This is a genomic window from uncultured Litoreibacter sp. (assembly GCF_947487515.1).
Classification (GTDB): Bacteria; Pseudomonadota; Alphaproteobacteria; order Rhodobacterales; family Rhodobacteraceae; genus Litoreibacter.
Map to the genome: position 1 here is coordinate 640,872 of NZ_CANKWO010000003.1, position 17,884 is coordinate 658,755.

Annotated in this window: 13 protein-coding genes; 3 read left to right on the forward strand and 10 right to left on the reverse strand. The window is 56.9% G+C overall.

Annotated elements, in window-relative coordinates; all coding sequences use genetic code 11:
* Positions 1–189: 189 nt before the first annotated feature.
* Positions 190–711, forward strand: a complete 522-nt coding sequence (locus tag Q0746_RS13115; RefSeq protein ID WP_298260962.1) for a winged helix DNA-binding protein — start codon at positions 190–192, stop codon at positions 709–711.
* Here Q0746_RS13115 and Q0746_RS13120 read toward each other — a convergent pair.
* The 3 genes from Q0746_RS13120 to Q0746_RS13130 form a co-directional block, all read right to left on the reverse strand.
* Positions 708–2,009, reverse strand: a complete 1,302-nt coding sequence (locus Q0746_RS13120) for a TRAP transporter large permease subunit (protein ID WP_298260963.1) — start codon at positions 2,007–2,009, stop codon at positions 708–710. The genes Q0746_RS13115 and Q0746_RS13120 overlap by 4 nt on opposite strands.
* Before the next feature lie 3 nt (positions 2,010–2,012).
* Positions 2,013–2,537: a TRAP transporter small permease gene (locus Q0746_RS13125; protein WP_298260964.1), complete on the reverse strand. Its 525-nt coding sequence runs from the start codon at positions 2,535–2,537 to the stop codon at positions 2,013–2,015.
* Between the two features lie 68 nt (positions 2,538–2,605).
* Positions 2,606–3,568: a TRAP transporter substrate-binding protein gene (locus tag Q0746_RS13130; RefSeq protein WP_298260966.1), complete on the reverse strand. Its 963-nt coding sequence runs from the start codon at positions 3,566–3,568 to the stop codon at positions 2,606–2,608.
* Positions 3,569–3,683: 115 nt separating this feature from the next.
* On the opposite strand from Q0746_RS13130, the gene Q0746_RS13135 reads away from it, so the two are divergent.
* The gene (locus Q0746_RS13135) at positions 3,684–7,286 is read left to right on the forward strand and encodes a hydantoinase B/oxoprolinase family protein (protein ID WP_298260968.1); all 3,603 of its coding nucleotides are present in this window, start codon (positions 3,684–3,686) and stop codon (positions 7,284–7,286) included.
* Positions 7,287–7,467: 181 nt separating this feature from the next.
* Here the strand turns inward: Q0746_RS13135 and Q0746_RS13140 are convergent, their stop codons facing one another.
* Positions 7,468–8,076, reverse strand: a complete 609-nt coding sequence (locus Q0746_RS13140; protein ID WP_298260970.1) for a glutathione S-transferase family protein — start codon at positions 8,074–8,076, stop codon at positions 7,468–7,470.
* A gap of 67 nt (positions 8,077–8,143) precedes the next feature.
* Between Q0746_RS13140 and Q0746_RS13145 the strand changes: the two genes are divergently transcribed.
* Entirely contained in the window at positions 8,144–8,827 is a 684-nt protein-coding gene (locus Q0746_RS13145) for a WYL domain-containing protein (RefSeq protein ID WP_298260972.1), read from the forward strand.
* A 35-nt stretch (positions 8,828–8,862) separates the two neighbouring features.
* Here Q0746_RS13145 and Q0746_RS13150 read toward each other — a convergent pair whose 3' ends face one another.
* The 6 genes from Q0746_RS13150 to Q0746_RS13175 are packed head-to-tail and all read right to left on the reverse strand — an operon-like array spanning position 8,863 to position 17,878.
* Entirely contained in the window at positions 8,863–9,936 is a 1,074-nt protein-coding gene (locus tag Q0746_RS13150) for an NAD(P)-dependent oxidoreductase (protein ID WP_298260974.1), read from the reverse strand.
* A complete protein-coding gene (locus Q0746_RS13155; protein ID WP_298260976.1) occupies positions 9,933–10,871 on the reverse strand; it encodes a glycosyl transferase family protein in 939 nt (312 codons plus the stop codon). Before Q0746_RS13155 ends, Q0746_RS13150 begins: the two co-directional genes overlap by 4 nt.
* A complete protein-coding gene (locus Q0746_RS13160; protein WP_298260978.1) occupies positions 10,868–13,447 on the reverse strand; it encodes a nitrate reductase in 2,580 nt (859 codons plus the stop codon). Before Q0746_RS13160 ends, Q0746_RS13155 begins: the two co-directional genes overlap by 4 nt.
* On the reverse strand, positions 13,444–13,779 hold the full coding sequence (nirD, locus tag Q0746_RS13165) for a nitrite reductase small subunit NirD (RefSeq protein ID WP_298260980.1): 336 nt from the start codon (positions 13,777–13,779) through the stop codon (positions 13,444–13,446). Before nirD ends, Q0746_RS13160 begins: the two co-directional genes overlap by 4 nt.
* Positions 13,776–16,205: a nitrite reductase large subunit NirB gene (gene nirB, locus Q0746_RS13170; RefSeq protein ID WP_298260982.1), complete on the reverse strand. Its 2,430-nt coding sequence runs from the start codon at positions 16,203–16,205 to the stop codon at positions 13,776–13,778. The genes nirD and nirB overlap by 4 nt, the downstream gene beginning before the upstream one ends.
* Positions 16,205–17,878 carry an ABC transporter ATP-binding protein gene (locus Q0746_RS13175; RefSeq protein ID WP_298260984.1) on the reverse strand — a complete coding sequence of 558 codons (1,674 nt, stop codon included), beginning with the start codon at positions 17,876–17,878 and terminating at the stop codon, positions 16,205–16,207. The genes nirB and Q0746_RS13175 overlap by 1 nt, the downstream gene beginning before the upstream one ends.
* Positions 17,879–17,884 lie beyond the last annotated feature (6 nt).

The following is a 17,884-nucleotide window of genomic DNA, read 5'->3' on the forward strand; positions in this document are numbered from 1 at the left end:
CTGTGCCGAGGCCGTCGAAATCTTGGGGGGCTTTCCCATCCCTATATGTTGACAGGGATGCAGCCTCGGGGCGGCGATCTGCAGTCTGACCCAGAACACAATATGCCGTTGCGACGGCCTGAGTTACGGCGCTTTCATTGACGAAACACATGCTTTATGTTCATAAAACATAAATGAATGGATGATGAGATGTCTGAGAACGCCGACCCCAAGCGCCGTATCGTTTCCTCGCGCCACCTGTCAGAAGGTGAGGGTTGGGAGGCCTCTGAAGTCGAATACGGTATGATCATTGCCTATAACGCGTTCTCGCGATGGATGACCCGCTGTATGTCGGCGGCTGGGAATACGGACCTTACGCCTCTGGAAATTCTCGTGTTGCACAACACAAATCATCGAGGACGGGACAAGCGTCTGACGGACATATGTTTCCTCCTGAACATCGAAGACACCCACACGGTGAACTATGCGCTAAGAAAACTGATGAAGATGGAGCTTCTGTCATCTGAAAAACGCGGCAAGGAGGTGTTCTACAGCACCTCAAAAACGGGGGCAGATCTTTGTGAAGCCTACCGTCAGGTGCGCAATCGCTGTTTCCTTGACGGGTTGTCCCATCTCGATATGACAGGCAACGAGATGCGCGAGATCGCGGCCAGCTTGCGTACCCTTTCCGGGCAATACGACCAAGCCAGCCGCGCAGCAGCGTCTCTTTAACCCCCCATTAAGTTTGGCAATGCGGTCACGATTTGCGGGAACACCGTGATGAGGATGACCCCCAGTAAAAGCAGCAAGAAAAAGGGAAAAGCCGCTTTGGCTATCCGCAAAATGTCGATCCCCGTCAGCCCCTGAATGACAAAAAGGTTGAAGCCTACGGGGGGGGTGATCTGGCTCATCTCAACCACAATCACCAGATAGATACCGAACCACAACGGATCGATGCCCACGGCCGCGACCATCGGCATGATGATCGATGTGGTAAGTACGATGACCGAAATCCCGTCCAAAAAGCAGCCCAAAACGATGAAGAATATCGTCAAGGCGAACAGCAAAGCCGTTACGGATAAATCCATGCTGGATATCCACGCCGCCAGATTACGCGGCAAGCCCGTGAACCCCATGGAAACGGACAGGAACGCTGCCCCCAGCAAAATCAACGCGATCATGCAGGAAGTGCGTGTCGCGGACATGACCGCCGCCCCGAAGAGGGACCAGCTAAATGATCCAGATGCCCACGCCAGAATAGTAGCAAGAACCACCCCCAATGCGGCCGCATCCGTTGGGGAGGCAAGGCCACCATAGATGGACCCGATGACACCACCGATTAGTAGGGCAACCGGCACCAACCTGCGCGAAGCCCTGAGCTTTTCACGAAGCGAGAACCTCTCATGGATTGGCGGGATCAGTTCGGGGTTCATCCACGCTCTTACCGCGACATATCCGGCGAACAAGGTGATCAGCATAATTCCAGGCAAAATGCCTGCGATGAATAACCGCGCGATAGATTGCTCGGTTGCGACGCCGTAAACAATGAGGATGATTGAAGGCGGGATTAAAAGGCCCAAGGTGGCAGAGCCCGCAAGAGTTCCCAAAATCAGGCTTTCAGGGTAGCCACGTTTGGTCAGCTCTGGCACAGACATCCGACCGATTGTCGCGGCAGTGGCAGCCGAAGATCCCGACACAGCTGCAAAGATCGCACAGCCGAATATATTGACGTGTAAAAGCCTTCCGGGCGCTCGGCTCAGCCATGGCACCAGACCTGTGAACATGTCATCACTCATGCGCGACCTAAGCAAAATCTCTCCCATGAGGATAAACAGCGGCAGTGCCGTCAGCGCCCAGCTGTGCGAATGCCCCCAAAACGTGGTCGCGATGATCAGGCCGGCGGGGGCGTTGGAGAAAAACACCAAGCCCACAAGCCCGACGATTGACAAGGAAACGGCAACCCAAACCCCGCATGCAAGCAGTGCGATCAGTAAGGATAGAAGTACCAGTGCAACTATTGGATCGGTCATGGGCTACACCTCGTCCGGAGTTGAAAGAACGGGTTTTCCCGCCCGAATAAGGTCAAAGAGCGTGTGCAGGATCGCGACAAAAAGCAAAGACACCCCGAAGGCCGCCACACTTTGCGGTATCCACAAGGCTACGGGAATGATGCCATTAGAGACGTCACCATAGTGCACACTCTCTTGGACCAAGCCGATCATAAACCATGCAGCAAAACCGATAAGGCCTGCCGCGGTCAGCAGAACGAAACCTTCTGCGAAGGTCTGAATATGTACAGGCAATCGTGCGGTAACGAGGTTCACCCGAATATGGCCCCCCGCGCGCAGGGTATGTGCCATCGCAAGAAATGTGGCTCCTGCCAACATGAAGCCTGAAAAGTCGGCATAGGACGGGATCGTTGAAGGAAGCGTTCCTGGGCTCAATCTTCCGGCAGCATTGAGCAAAATCTGGGCGCTGATCAGCAGGCAAATGCAAAGGATTAGCCCCCCGGAAAGAGCCGCGCATATGTCATAGAGACGTTGTAGTAGACGGCCCATATGGCGTCCCCCTTGCAGTAAAAAATGGCCGGCAATACTCGAGGTATCGCCGGCCAGTATGGAGGTTATTATTGGTTCGTGTAAGCGCCAAGAATGGCCTTGGCAGAATCCGACGCATTGGTTTTCCAATTTGTCAGCATCGTTTGGCCAATGCCTTGCAATCCTTCAGAAAGCTCCGAGCTGGGCTCATAAACCGTGATGCCATTCTTGGCGAGTTCCTCGGTTTTGCTCTTGGCTTCGGCTGCTGACATTTCCCATCCACGGGTCTCGGCGGCCTCAGCTGCAGCAAGGACGGCTGCCTGTGTTTCGGCATCAAGGCCATCGAACATACGCTGGTTCACCACCACGATGTTCTTTGGAACCCAAGCATTGATTGGCGTGTAGTGGGTCAAGAAGTCCCAAGCGGTGGAGTTAACGCCGGTGGAGGGCGATGTGATCATGGCCGCAACTTGCCCTGTGGCGAAGGCTTGGGGAATATTCGACGCTTCGATCTGAACTGGCGCTGCACCTGCCAATGTTGCGAATTCTTCCAATGCAGCGTTATAGGCGCGGAACCGCAGGCCATTCAGGTCATCAACAGTTGCGATCTCTCCGGTTGTATAGAGGCCTTGCGCTGGCCACGGCACGGAAAAGAGCGGCACCAGACCTTGTTCGGCCAGTAGCTCAGTTACAACAGGGCGCTGTACGCTCCAAAGTTTGCGTGCGTCATCGTAGCTGGTGGCAACGAAGGGCTGGCTGTCGAGGCCGAATGCCAAGTCTTCGTTAGACAGGCGCGACAAGAAAAACTCGCCGATTGGAACTTGGCGGTTGCGTACTGCACCTTTGATTTCGGCATGCGGGAAAAGTGATCCTGCAGAGTGAACTGTGATGTCCAACCCGCCGTCTGTTGCGGCGCGAACGTCATCAGCAAACTGGCTGATATTCTGTGTGTGGAATGTTGAATCGCCATAGGGCGTTGGCATGTCCCAGCTCTCGGCGGTGGCGGATGTCGCAGCAGCGATGGCAGCGGCGCAGATAAGTAAGTGCTTCATTTTTAGTCTCCCATGTCGGTCCGGATTGGCCCGAATCCATTCATCTTCATAACGTTGACAATTTGTCAGCGTTATAACCATAAAGCAACAATAAACTGATTCGAAGGGTTTGGTCATGGAAATTTCCGACAAAAACAAATGGCAATTTTGGGTGGACCGTGGCGGCACCTTCACCGATGTCGTGGCGCGGACACCTTCAGGCGCGCTAAAAACCCACAAATTGCTATCAGAAAACCCCGAAGTTTACCCCGATGCTGCTGTTCATGGGATTAAGTCGCTTCTTGGACTAGAGGGCAAAGCCGAAATTCCGTCTGGGCAGATTTCAGCCGTAAAAATGGGGACGACGGTTGCCACCAACGCGCTGCTAGAGCGAAAGGGTGAACGCACTCTATTGCTGATAACCAAAGGGTTCGGTGATCTCTTGCGCATAGGATACCAGAACAGACCTGACCTTTTTGAACTGGAAATCAAGTTACCTGAGTTGCTGTATAGTGACGTGATTGAGGTCGAAGAACGTGTGGAGGCCAATGGCGAAGTTATTACTCCGCTTGAGCTGGGCCAAACACGAGAGGCATTATCTCGGGCCTATGGAATGGGCTACAGGTCCGTCGCGGTTGCACTAATGCATGGGTACCGCTTTACCGAGCACGAAGAAAAAATCGGGGAGATGGCCCGCCAGTCGGGCTTTACGCAAATCTCCCTCAGTCACGAAGCAAGCCCCTTGATTAAACTCGTCTCGCGTGGGGATACGGCGGTTGTTGATGCCTATCTCTCCCCAATATTGCGGCGCTATGTTGATCAGGTGACCACCGCGCTCAACGCCACGAATGGCGGCTGCGACCGTCTGATGTTCATGCAATCGAATGGCGGGTTAACGGATGCGCGCCTGTTTCAAGGAAAGGACGCCATCCTGTCGGGCCCTGCAGGTGGGGTCGTTGGCATGGTCCGTACGGCTGCTGAACAGGGCTTCGACAAACTTATCGGCTTTGACATGGGCGGCACCTCGACGGATGTCTGCCACTACGCAGGGGAATTTGAACGCTCTTTCGAGACCGAAGTCGCGGGCGTGCGAATGCGGGCACCAATGATGTCCATTCACACCGTCGCGGCGGGGGGCGGGTCTATCTTGTCGTTCAGTGACGGGCGCATGCAGGTCGGACCCGAAAGCGCGGGTGCCAATCCCGGCCCTGCGGCCTACCGCAAGGGCGGGCCGCTCACCGTGACCGACTGCAACGTGTTGCTTGGTAAACTCCAGCCCAGCCAGTTCCCGTCAGTCTTCGGCCCCAATGCGGATCAACCTTTGGACGCTGACGTGGTGCGCGAGAAATTTGACGCCTTGGCGCAGGAAATCGGCGGCAACAGATCGGTTGAAGACATCGCTGAGGGCTTTTTGCGCATCGCTGTAGAGAACATGGCGAATGCAATCAAAAAGATCAGCGTACAACGCGGGTATGACGTCACGAAATACACGATGAATTGTTTCGGCGGGGCCGGTGGGCAGCATGCCTGCCTTGTCGCGGATGCCTTGGGTATGGAAAGTGTGTTTATCCATCCCTTTGCAGGGGTGCTCTCTGCCTTTGGCATGGGGCTGGCGGATGTGAGGGCCATCCATGAACATCAATTCGCGCAGCCCTTGGAGGCAATCGAACAGGCGCAGCAGGCGATGGCGTCCTTGGCCCTTCGCGTGCAGGAAGAAGTCGTCGGGCAGGGGGTGCAGCCAAGCGATGTGTCCGTTGTTAAAGTTGCCCACATCCGTACAGATGGCGCACATCAAACTCTCGAGGTGCCCTTTGGCTCACCCGCCGAAATGACGGCGTCCTTTGAGGCCTCGCATCGCCAACGTTTTGGCTTTGTCCCGAGTTATGCGGGCTTGATCATTGATCTGCTGACTGCTGAGGCCATCGGGGCTACGGGTGAAACTGTAACATTGAGCGAGTCTCTGGGCGACACCGCCGATCCGCAGAACGCCAAGATGTTCAGCCATGGCGAGTGGCGCGATGTGCCCTTGGTAGACCGCGCAACACTTTGTGTCGGTGACAAAGTGGACGGTCCGGCGATACTGACAGAACCGACAGGCACGAATATCCTAGAGGCTGGGTGGCAGGCGGAATGCGCTCGCGGTGGAAATCTGGTGTTGACGCGGGTTGTGCCTTTGGATCGTCAAGAAGCCATCGGGACTTCGGTAGACCCCGTGATGCTGGAAGTTTTTAACAACCTCTTCATGTCCATCGCAGAACAGATGGGGGCCACGTTGGCCAACACTGCCTATTCGGTGAACATCAAAGAGCGGTTTGATTTCTCTTGCGCCATTTTTGACGGAAACGGCGATCTTGTCGCGAATGCGCCGCATGTTCCGGTACATCTTGGATCGATGTCCGACAGCGTACGCACCGTGTTGCGCCAAAATGCAGGTAAAATCCGCCCAGGCGACGTTTATATGATGAACAACCCCTATAATGGCGGCACGCATTTGCCAGACGTCACGGTTATCACACCGGTGTTCGATGATGCCGGAAAAGACATTATATACACTGTCGCCTCGCGGGGGCATCACGCGGATATTGGCGGAACAACGCCTGGATCGGCCCCCCCTGATAGCCGTCACATCGAGGAAGAGGGCGTATTGATCGACAACGTCTTGCTGGTGCAAGAGGGCGTTTTGCAAGATGAGGCCGCGCGGGCTTTACTGGCGTCGGGCAAGTATCCATGCCGGAACGTAGATCAGAACATGGCGGATCTCGCAGCGCAGGTTGCGGCCAATGCCACGGGTGTGCTGGAACTTACAAAGATCACTCGGCACTTCGGCTTGGAAGTGGTGCATGCCTATATGGGCCATGTCCAAGACAATGCGGAAGAAAGCGTGCGTCGCGTACTTGATGTCCTGAAGGACTGTGATTTCACCTATCCGCTTGATAGCGGGGCGCACATCAAAGTGGCGATCTCCGTTGATCGTCAGGCGCGTGAGGCGACCATCGATTTCACAGGCACATCCGCACAAGATCCGTTTAACTACAACGCCCCCAAGGCAATCTGCCATGCCGTTGTTCTATATGTCTTCCGAACCCTTGTTGGGGCGAATATTCCAATGAACGAAGGCTGCTTGAAACCCCTGAACCTGATCGTGCCAGAAGGGTCGATGATTAACCCCAAGGCACCGGCCGCGGTCATTTCTGGGAATACCGAGGTTAGTCAGGCCATTGCCGATACTCTTTACGGCGCTCTGGGGGTGATCGCAGGTAGCCAAGGGACCATGAACAATTTTGTGTATGGCAACGAGGAGTTTCAAAACTATGAAACCATCTGTGGAGGGACCGGTGCAGGGGACGGCTTCAACGGGGCAAGTGGCGTTCACAGCCATATGACCAATACGCGGATGACCGACCCTGAGGTACTGGAAACGCGTTTTCCGGTCCGAGTTGACGAATTTTCCATCCGCCATGGCTCCGGAGGGGACGGGCAGTTTTCGGGCGGCGAAGGAATTATTCGCAAGTTGCGCTTCTTGGAGCCAATGACCGCGACCGTTTTGTCCTCGCATCGCCAAACGACACCGCATGGGGCGTCGGGTGGTCAATCCGGTGCACCGGGTGAAAACTCTGTCCTTCGCGTGGATGGCACCATTGAGCCGCTCCAAGGGAATGATGTTGCGCAAATGAACAAGGATGATGTGTTTGTTCTGAAGTCCCCCGGTGGGGGTGGATACGGCAAACGCGTGCAGTAAGCGTGGGCCAACGCCGATCTCAGAGCGGTATCGGGCGTTCGCGTATGGACGCCGGATAAGCCCCGTGATCCTACGCGCATACGCCCCATCCAAAAGATGGGGCGTATGTCATTTGGAATGCAACGGCTTTGATCGAGATGTGCATGCGGCCAAGCCGAAGGGATCCCTCGCGTATCGGTGACTAGGCTTGGGTGTTCGCGCCCTCTTTTTGCATCACTTTAGCCAGCGCTGGACGGTTGGCGCATCGCTTGATCCAGTCTTGAATTGGCGGCAGCGGTGGAACGGCGTCAGGCAACCAGTGGAAAGGGCTGGAAAGCAACAGGTCGACCGCGGAGTAATCCTCTCCAAGAAGGTAGGGTTGATGCGCCAAGGCAGTCGTCAAACTTGCAGTCACAGCGTCCATGTCGCGAAAGGTCTCGTGCAAAAGCGGGTGTTCGATCTTGGCCGAAGAGAGAAGCAGAACAGGTTCCACCACGCCTTGGTAATAGAACAGCCAGCTTAGAAATTCCCCTCGTTGAGGATGCCCCACGGGTCGGCCCAGCCCTGTGTCGGGAAACATATCGGTCAAATAGGTGACGATTGCTCCACGTTCACGCAGATGGTCCTCGCCGTCGATCAAATAGGGCACTTTCTTTTCGGGATGAGGATTGCGGGTATCGGCCGCTTCTGTGTCAACTTCTCGGACAATATTAACCTTGAGCACGTCGATCTGATCGGCGATGCCCATTTCTTCGATCAAGTGAAGGATCGACGTCGAGCGAGTGTTCGGGGCGTGATAAAGTGTCGGCATTTAGCGGGTATCCTGAAATTACGTTATGCCTTGATCTAGCTGAGGCCTGCTGACAGATTACGTCAGTATGGCCCGAACTGATCGCCTTATGCGCCTTATGGATGCGCTGCGCCGTTTACCGGCGCCTGTCACGGCTGCGCGGCTGGCGACCGAGACAGGCGTGTCGCCTCGGCAGTTGTATCGGGACATTGCTACATTGCGCGCAGGCGGTGCTTTGATCGATGGGGAAGCGGGGGTCGGATACCGGTTGACGGAAGATCCTGCCTTGCCCCCGCAAAGCTTTTCGCAACTCGAGATCGAGGCGCTTGTCCTTGCCGTAGGGGATCTGTCGCATACTGGTGACGCGACGTTGGAGGCTGCCGGTCGCTCGGCTCTTGCGCGGATCATCGCGACATTGGCTGACCGGCAGTCACGCCAAGCGATGCACACCGTTCTGCGAAGTTTCAGAGCCCCACCTGCGGAGTTTAAGCTGGATGTAGACATGGCGTTATTGCGTCGTGCTTGTTGGGAAGAACTGGCGTTGAACGTGCGGTACAGGGACCTCAAGGATTGCGTCACAGAGCGCGAGGTCTGGCCGCTTGGCATCAGCTATTCAGACCGTGCGCTAATTGTGCTGGTTTGGTGCTGCATGCGTAAGGATTGGCGGCTGTTCAATGCGTCGAGGATCGAACAGGCCTCTCTGAACGGGCGCAGTTTTAGGCCACGCCGTGTGCCTTTGTTACGCGATTACGCTTCGTTGCAAAGGCGATGACCTAGCGCGAAATTTTCGTCACCGGTTTTTGGGCCCTAGCTTGATGAAAGAACCGCAGGGCGTTCATATGTAAGCTCTTTATGCAATTGCGAGCATCCTTTGGGTTTGATCGTTTGGCTGGCCACGCTGGGCACAATTTCCAAGGGAATTCCGTTGGCCGCGAATATATCCGTGGCGACTTTAGACGCATCATCTGTGCCGCCGCACTGCACCCTGACAACACGCTTCCCTTGCCGCGCGGCGGCCAGCAAAACGCCCGATGTGTTTGCTTGTGACAGCTCGGCTGTCGCCAATGCAGGGGTGATGACAACGCGTTCGGCATCGCGCCGCGCAAGGTCAAGTATGTCTTGGGGCAACGCGCGGTCATAAAAGATGACATCTGCTTCTTGCAAGCGCTGCACCGCGCGCAATGTGATCAGGTCTTTTGCGTCGGGATCGGCCTCTATCAATGTGACGGAGCCTGACTGCTCGGGCCCAAAGTTTGCGGTGTCGATCGCTTGTTTGATGATCCGTGCGGCTTCGCGTTCACTGCCGCGGGCATGCGCCTTTCGAGCAGGCCCCGCAAAGACCCAACGCCACAGATCACGACGGGCACGCGGGGACAGTCGGTCATAGGCACGTGCGCGCAATCGACCTGCAAGGGCCGCCAGTTCGCCCAGCCGAGGTTCTAGAATTTCTTCAACGCGTGTTTTGATCTGGCGCGCGAGAACCGGCGCGGTCCCTTCAGTGCCAATAGCCACCACAACCGGCGAGCGATCAACGATTGAAGGCGTGTATGCGTCGCATAAATGCGGTTGATCAACTACGTTAACCGTCGCGCCCGCGCATTTGGCCAACGCATGTAAGCTGGCATCAATCGCAGGGCAGCCGGTCGCGATGAACACGAGGGCCGCGTCGGAGAAATGAGAGGACGAAATGGGGGCGCTGTTCCAATCGATGCGCGCTTCATTGAAAAGGTCGGATAGCTCGGGGTCTAGCGCAGGGGCCAATATGGTAATCGCGGCTTCGGTCTTTAGGATCAGGCGGCACTTTTGAGCGGCTTGCTCTCCGCCCCCAACAATGACGACGCGACGTCCCTGCATTTTCAAGAACATGGGAAAGGTTTTCATCTGGCGCTCCTGATTTTCGGGTGACGGTCAGCCCAGATTTCTGTCGCAATGGCCGAAGCTTCGGGGATTGTGGGGGCTGCATCCAAGGTCCACAAAGCCAGCGCCGCCGTGCCGATGACAACATCCTTCGCGAAAGCGTCGGTTTGTGCGCCGCTCCAGAGCGCGCCCAGATCAACCGCGCAGGCAGAGGGCAAAGGTCGGCTGCCCGCGCAGCTGGCCACGGCGCGTTCATTCAGCTCGATCCCGTTTCGAAGCCCAAAAACCGCGATGTCTTTTGCCGGATTGCGTTCGAATTCGCCGCCGCCGCCCTTGATGACGGTGAGGTTCCGATCCCCCAGCAGATGTGCGGCCCGTGACTGCAACCCGCGGTAAGACGGGTGAAACACCCCTTGCACCGATGCTGATGCTGCGGTCGGGTTCCACATTCGCAACACGGTGTTTATGCAACTTCTTAGACCAAAGGTGTCTCGCAGCCTCAACAGATGAAAGGCTTGCGGGCTGACGGTCTCGAGCGGCAGATAGGTTAGCCCATCACCTTCAAGCTGCAACTTGTTCAAAACGTGCCGGGGATCAGCCCCTTGGCTTTGATGCGAATTCCATCCGTGCAGGGCCACGCGGTAGCCAGCCTGTGCCACAAGCTTGGCGGCCAGAAGAAAAAGCGGGGCTCCGCGTGTGCGGCCTGCGGCGTAGCAAGGCCAGTCCAAATCCGCCGTTACCGCCTGAGGGGAAGCCGCGCGCAGGGCGGCAGTGAACCCTGCGATTTCGCATGCGGTCTCCCCTCGCAGTCGCAAGACCATAAGAAGCGCGCCCACGGCTTCGGGCGCCGCATTTCCGGATAAGATCAACTCCATTGCTTGCGCGGCTTCGTCCTGCGTCATGGCGCGGGCGCGGCCTTTGCCTTGGGCAACGATGCGAACAAACGGCGCGAGGCTCATTCTGCCACCATAGGGAGGCGGGCGCTGCTGAGAAGATTGGCCAACTCTGGCTTGCAAGACCCGCAGTTGGTCCCCGCGCAGGTCGCGGCCCCCAATGCGTCGATGCCGTCGGCCCCTGATGCAATGGCCCCGTGGATTGTGTTGATCCCGACGTTCATGCAGGCGCAAACAATAGGGCCGGGGTCGGGTTGATCAATATCACCACGCCCCGCGAGGGCACGGAGCGATGGGGTTTGAGTGCCAATAAGCGATATCGCTTGAGTGCGCGCCAAAGTGACCGGAGTAGGGCCTGCGAAGAACAATCCCTTTAGCAGTTCGCCATCGTGAAAGGCGATGCGGGTTTGCCCGCTTCGGCGGTCGCACATTTCTGAGGCAACCCCTAGGTCCCCTCCTAGCAATCCCCGCGCCAATCCTTCCCAATCTTGAGGATGCGAAAGACCTGCGTACTCTGCTTGCCAGCCTGTCAGCGACCGCGCGATCGCGGAATAGCTGGCCGTTGCTTGGGGTTTGTCGAGCACCGCCGCGAAAGCAAACCACTGGGCGGGGTATTTGCGCAGCGCCACCTGAGCGATCTTGGTTGCAGGTTGACCTGAAACAGGGTCGACGGCGGGGGGAATTACCGCATTTACCCAGCTGGCACTGCTGTGCTGCCGCGTCCAGTGAATGGGGGCGAACAACTGGCCTTTCGCAGTGCGTTCGGTGATCAACGCGCGAAGAATTGACGCGCCGTGGGGGCTGCTCACTTCAAGCAGGTCTCCGGTGCCGACCTTCAATTGATCTGCGTCTTGGGGATGAATTTCCGCATAGGGTTCTGCCAGATGCGCCCCCAGTTTCGGAGCCTTCCCGCTGCGTGACATCGTGTGCCATTGGTCACGATTGCGCCCAGTGTTGAGCGTAAAGGCGGTGCGTTCCACAGGTGTGGGGTCCTGAATCGGCAGCATGCGTGCCTTGCCATCAGAGTGGTAGAAATCGCCATCAGCAAAGAAACGTTTGCCCTCCTGCGGCCATTGGGTGGGGATCAAATTTGCGTAATCCACATCGGCAAAGATGCTCAAATCCAGATCCCGTCCGAAATCAGAGGTGGCGGACGACAGGGCAACATACTCGGCGAATATCTGTGCTGGGGTCTCAAAGTTGAAGGCTTTGGACCAGCCCATGCGCGATGCCACGTCACATATTATTTTCCAGTCGGGGCGCGTATCTTTAGGGGCAGGGAGGAACGCGCGTTGGCGCGAGATGCGGCGCTCTGAGTTGGTGACAGTGCCGTCCTTCTCTCCCCAGCCAGTGGCGGGCAAAAGCACATCGGCAAGATCGCCGGTATCGGTCTGGGCCATGATGTCAGACACGGCCACAAAGGGCACGTTTGAGATAGCCCTTGCCACTTGGTCCGCATCTGGCAAGCTGACGGCAGGGTTGGTCGACATGACCCAAAGGGCTTTGATTTTTCCAGATGCGCAGGCGTCGAACAGATCGACAGCCTTCAACCCAGCAGCGGTTGGGATATTTGGGCTGGCCCAAAACTTTTGAACACAGTCGCGGTGTTCGGCGTTCTCGATGTCCAGATGATTGGCGAGCATATTGGCAAGGCCGCCCACTTCACGCCCGCCCATGGCATTGGGCTGACCGGTAACCGAAAACGGCCCACATCCGCGTTGCCCAATTCGCCCTGTGGCGAGGTGGCAATTCAAAATCGAATTGACCTTATCGGTGCCGCATCCAGACTGGTTCACCCCTTGCGAATAGACGGTAACGACCTTTTTGGTCTCCGCCCAAAGCTGGTAGAAATGCGCAAGCTCGCTGGCGGACAAGCCACTTTGCAACGGATCGCTCAGGTTGGCCTGTGCAATGGCCTCTGGGCTGCCCGAAACATGAGCTTGGAGAAAGTCAGCATCGGTTTTCCCCGTTGCGACCAGATGGGCCAACAGCCCGTTAAACAATGGGATGTCGCCGTCGGGCAGGATCCTCAAATGGTGGTCCGCGATCGCGGATGTAGCGGTTTTGCGTGGATCAACATTGACGACCGTAAGCGACGGACGGGCACTCTTCGCCGCTTCAATCCGTTGATGAAGCACGGGGTGGCACCACGCCAAGTTGGAACCCACCAGAACGATCAAGTCGGCCTCTTCCAAGTCCTCATAGGTGCCCGGGACGGTGTCCGACCCAAAGGCGCGCTTGTGCCCTGCTACCGATGAGGCCATGCAAAGTCTTGAATTCGTGTCAATATTTGCCGATCCAATGAAACCTTTCATCAGTTTATTCGCGACGTAGTAATCTTCGGTAAGCAGTTGGCCCGAGACATAGAACGCCACGCTATCTGGGCCATGATCACGGATCGCAGCGCTAAATTTTTCTGCCACCCTATCCAAAGCAGCATCCCATGTGGCCTCTGCCCCGTTTACCTGAGGAGCAAGAAGGCGACCTTCAAGGTCGATGGTGTCCCCCAGTGCCGTGCCTTTGGAGCACAGCCTGCCAAAGTTGGCCGGATGGTCAGGGTCGCCTTTAATGGTGCCATCTGGGCCCGCAAGAATGCCGCAACCAACCCCGCAATAGGGGCACACGGTTTTGGTCAAAGTCATGCGACCGCCCTGTGTTGCAAAAACTCGGTGTCCAGATAGATGCGCCCGTCTGTGACCTTTGCGCGGTAGGTCGCGACTTGCCCTTCATCTGCGCCTTGGGCCATGCCTGTCTCCAGTGAGATGACCCAATTGTGCAGCGGGCAAGTCACCTGTGTGCCGTGCACGATACCGTCAGCCAAAGGGCCGCCTTTGTGGGGGCAGGCATTGTCCAAGGCGTAAACCTCATCCGTGGCGGTGCGGAAAACCGCCACGCACCCGAGGGGGGTTTTTACCAAGCGCGCGCCGCGTTGCGGGATGGCATCAAGGGCGGATATTTCGATCCATTGGCTCATTCCGCGGCCTCCAAGGCTAAGTCTGTAAGGGGGTGGTAGGCGTCGTCTTTGGCGACATGCTGTGCCCATGGGTCTTTGCGATAGACTGTTTGGGACAGGTCAAATCGTGCGGCAAGGGCAGCACGGGTGTCGCGATCGTTGATCTGCTCTTGAATCCATTCAAGTCCGACCTTCGCCATCCACTTGTAGATGCGGTCAAGATATTTGGCGTTCTCTCGGTAGGACTGAGTGACGGCCTTGACGACCTCTATCACGTCCTCTTCTGTGGGGACCTGACACAAGGGCTGTGTTTCGCGCACATCCATGCCCGCGGCCCCGCCGATGCTGATTTGAAAGCCGCTGTCGACACAAACGATGCCAATGTCTTTGCAGGTCGCCTCGGCGCAGTTTCGGGGGCATCCAGAGACAGCCAGTTTCAACTTGTGAGGCGTCCACGAGCCCCAGAGTATTTTCTCCAGCTTGATCCCCAAACCGGTGCTGTCTTGTGTGCCAAACCGGCAATGATCTGTACCGACGCAGGTTTTCACCGTACGCAGACCTTTGGAATACGCATGCCCCGAGACCATGCCAGCCTTGTTCAGGTCGCTCCAGATTTCTGGAAGATCTTCGCCTTTGACGCCCAACAGGTCGATGCGTTGTCCGCCGGTCACCTTCACCGTTGGCACCTCGAATTTGTCGGCGGCATCGGCAATCGCACGAAGTTCGTCTGGGGTGGTAATCCCGCCCCACATTCGCGGCACGACGCTAAAGGTGCCGTCTTTTTGGATATTGGCATGTTTACGTTCGTTGACGAAACGCGATTGCGGATCATCAAGGTAGTCCAGCGGCCAGTCCGACAACAGATAGTAGTTCAATGCAGGGCGGCAAATGTGACAACCGCAAGATGTCTTCCACCCGCATTCCTGCCATACAGCGGGCATTGATTTCAGGCTTTGGCTCTTGATCATGCGCCGCACGTCTTCATGGGTCATGTCGGTGCAGCCGCAGATGGAAGCAGCGGCAGGGACAACAAAGTCATCCCCCAAGGTGACAGCCAGCACTTGTTCCACCAATCCGGTGCAGGTGCCGCAGGACGCGGAGGCCTTGGTTGTGGATTTGATCGCGTTTAGGTCGGATGCTCCGGCGGCGATGGCGTCCTCAATTTGCCCTTTGCAAATGCCGTTGCAGCCACAAATCTCCGCATCACGCGGTAAGGCTGCAACGGCTAAGAGCGGGTCCGAAGGGGTTCCCCCTTGGAACGCAGGTCCGAAAATCAACGTGTCGCGCATGTCCGTGATGTCGACCTTGTCGCGGATTAATCCGAAGAACCAGTTGCTGTCTGCGGTGTCGCCATACATCACCACCCCGATCACCTGATTGTTGGCAATGACCAAGCGCCGGTAAACCCCGCGGGCAGGGTCGCGAAACACGATGTCTTCACGGCCCTCACCTTCTGCGAAGTCGCCAGCGCTGAACAGATCGCAGCCGGTTACTTTCAGCTTGGTGGATAGTTCCTTTTGGACGAACTGGGCCTCTTGTCCCATCAAAGTCGACGCCGCGACCTTGGCTTGGTCATACAGCGGTGCCACAAGGCCGAAAATCGCGCCGTTGTGCTCGACACATTCTCCGACCGCCAGAATATCCGCGTCCGAGGTCACCATGTGATCGTCCACATGTATGCCCCTTCCCACCGCCAGATCAGAGTCTGCTGCGAGCGCCACATTGGGGCGGATGCCCACGGCCATAACCAGCAAATCGCAGGGCAATTCGGTTCCGTCGTCCAGCCGCAAGGCTTTGACATGCCCGTCTTCGCCAAGAATTTCAGAGGAGTTGGCCGAGCATTTGACCGTGATGCCTTTGTCTACAAGCGCCTTGCGCAGCAGGTAGCCTGCGGCTTCATCCAACTGCCTTTCCATCAAGTGCCCCATGATATGGACAACGGTCACATCGACGCCGCGTGCAGCCATTCCCGCGGCCGCCTCCAGCCCCAGCAGGCCGCCCCCGATGACCACACATTTGTTATCGGGTCCCAGACCCATCATGCGTTCAGTGTCCTCCAAGTCGCGATAGGCGATAACACCTTCTAACTCGTGACCGGGCAGTGGGATCATAAACGGGTTGGATCCCGTTCCAAGCAGCAGTTTGTCGTAAAACAAAACCTCGCCATTTTCTGCGGTGATACTCCGCTCGGCGCGATTGATCGAGGTGACCTTTTCGCCGAAGCGACAGGTGACGTTGTTGTCACTATACCACTGGGCGGTATGGGTTTCGATGTCGTCGTAGGTCTTTTCGCCCGCGAGGACAGGGGACAACATGATGCGGTTGTAGTTGCCGCGGGGTTCCGCGTTGAACAGCGTGACGTTGACGTCTGCGTTGTTGTCTAAAAGATGTTCCAATGCGCGGCCTGTGGCCATGCCTGCGCCGATGATAATCAGATTCTGGGTCATTATTCTGCCGCCAGTGCTGGTTTGGGTTTAGGTTTCGCGCCGTGCTCATATTCCTCAAGGAAATCGAGAACTTCTGCGCGGTAATTGTAGTAATCCGGATGCTCGAGCAGTGCTTTGCGCGTGCGAGGACGCGGGAGATTTACATCCGTGATCTTGCCGATTGTGGCCTGCGGCCCATTGGTCATCATCACCACGCGGTCGGCCAGCAAGATCGCTTCGTCAACGTCATGGGTGACACAAACGGCGGTGACTTTGGTGCGCGACCAAACCTCCATCAGAACCTCTTGCAGTTCCCAACGGGTCAGGCTGTCGAGCATGCCGAAGGGTTCATCCAGTAGCAACAGCTTGGGCGACAGGGCGAAGGCGCGGGCGATACCAACCCGCTGCTTCATGCCGTTGGACATGCTGGAGGCCTGCTTGTCCATGCTGTCGGCCAACCCGACGCGTTCAAGGTAGTACTCGATGACGTCTTGGCGCTCGGATTGCGACGCGCGTGGGTAGACTTTATCGACCCCAATGGCGACGTTTTCCTTGGCCGATAACCAAGGGAACAGGTTGGGCGATTGAAACACCACCGCGCGCTCTGGGTCGGCGCCTTCGACGTTCCAGCCATCAAGGCGAATTGCCCCTTTGGAAATTGGGTTGAGGCCCGCGGCCATGGTCAGAACCGTGGATTTCCCGCAGCCCGAATGGCCAATCAGGCTGATGAATTCGCCTTTGTTCACCTTCAGATTGAAGTCCTCCACAACCGTAAGCGGGCCTTTGGGGGTCGGGTAAACTTTATGCAGTTTGGAAAACACAAGGTAGCGGTCCTCGATCCCCCCTTTTTGGGCCTCTTTGACAGCTGCTGGCACCGAATGGATCGGCGTCACATCTGGAAGAACACGCGTGTCCCCAGTCTTCGCGGCAATGCCAACATCCATCAGGTATTTTGTCACCTGTGCCCGCAGCGTTTTGAAGCCTTCGTCGTCATTCATCGCCCCACGATCTCTGGGGCGCGGCAGGTTTACCTCAACGGGATCAGCCAAGGTGCCATCAGGGTTCAACGGGATGATCCGGTCCGCCAGCAAGATGGCTTCATCCACGTCATTGGTGATCAGCAAGCAGGTCTTCCGCTCTGTCTCCCAAATATCAAGGATTTCATCTGCGAGATTGGCACGGGTTAACGCATCCAGAGCACTCAGCGGCTCGTCCAGCAGCAAAACTTCGGGGGTCATGGCCAATGCGCGCGCCACCGAGACCCGCTGACGCATGCCACCGGACAGCTCTGACGGGCGACGGGAGATCGCATGCGACAGCCCAACCATGCCGACATAGTGGTCGATTTTTGCCTGCCGCTCTTCGCGAGACAACTTTGGGAAGACCGCGTCCACAGCCAGCCCGACATTTCCGCCCACTGTCAGCCACGGCATCAAAGAATAGCTTTGAAACACCAATCCGCGTTCCGGACCGGGGCCGGTGATCGGGGCCCCTTTGAAGCTGACCTTGCCGGCGTCGGGCATCTCTAGCCCTGCGATCAAATTCATCAGGGTCGATTTCCCCGTGCCCGAGAAGCCCAAGATCGCGATGAATTCCCCATCTTTGATCTCTAGGTTCACATCCTTCAGGACATCGATGCGATTGGTGCCTTGCCCGAAGGATTTCGAGACGTTTTCGAGTTTCAGAATGCTCATGCGGGC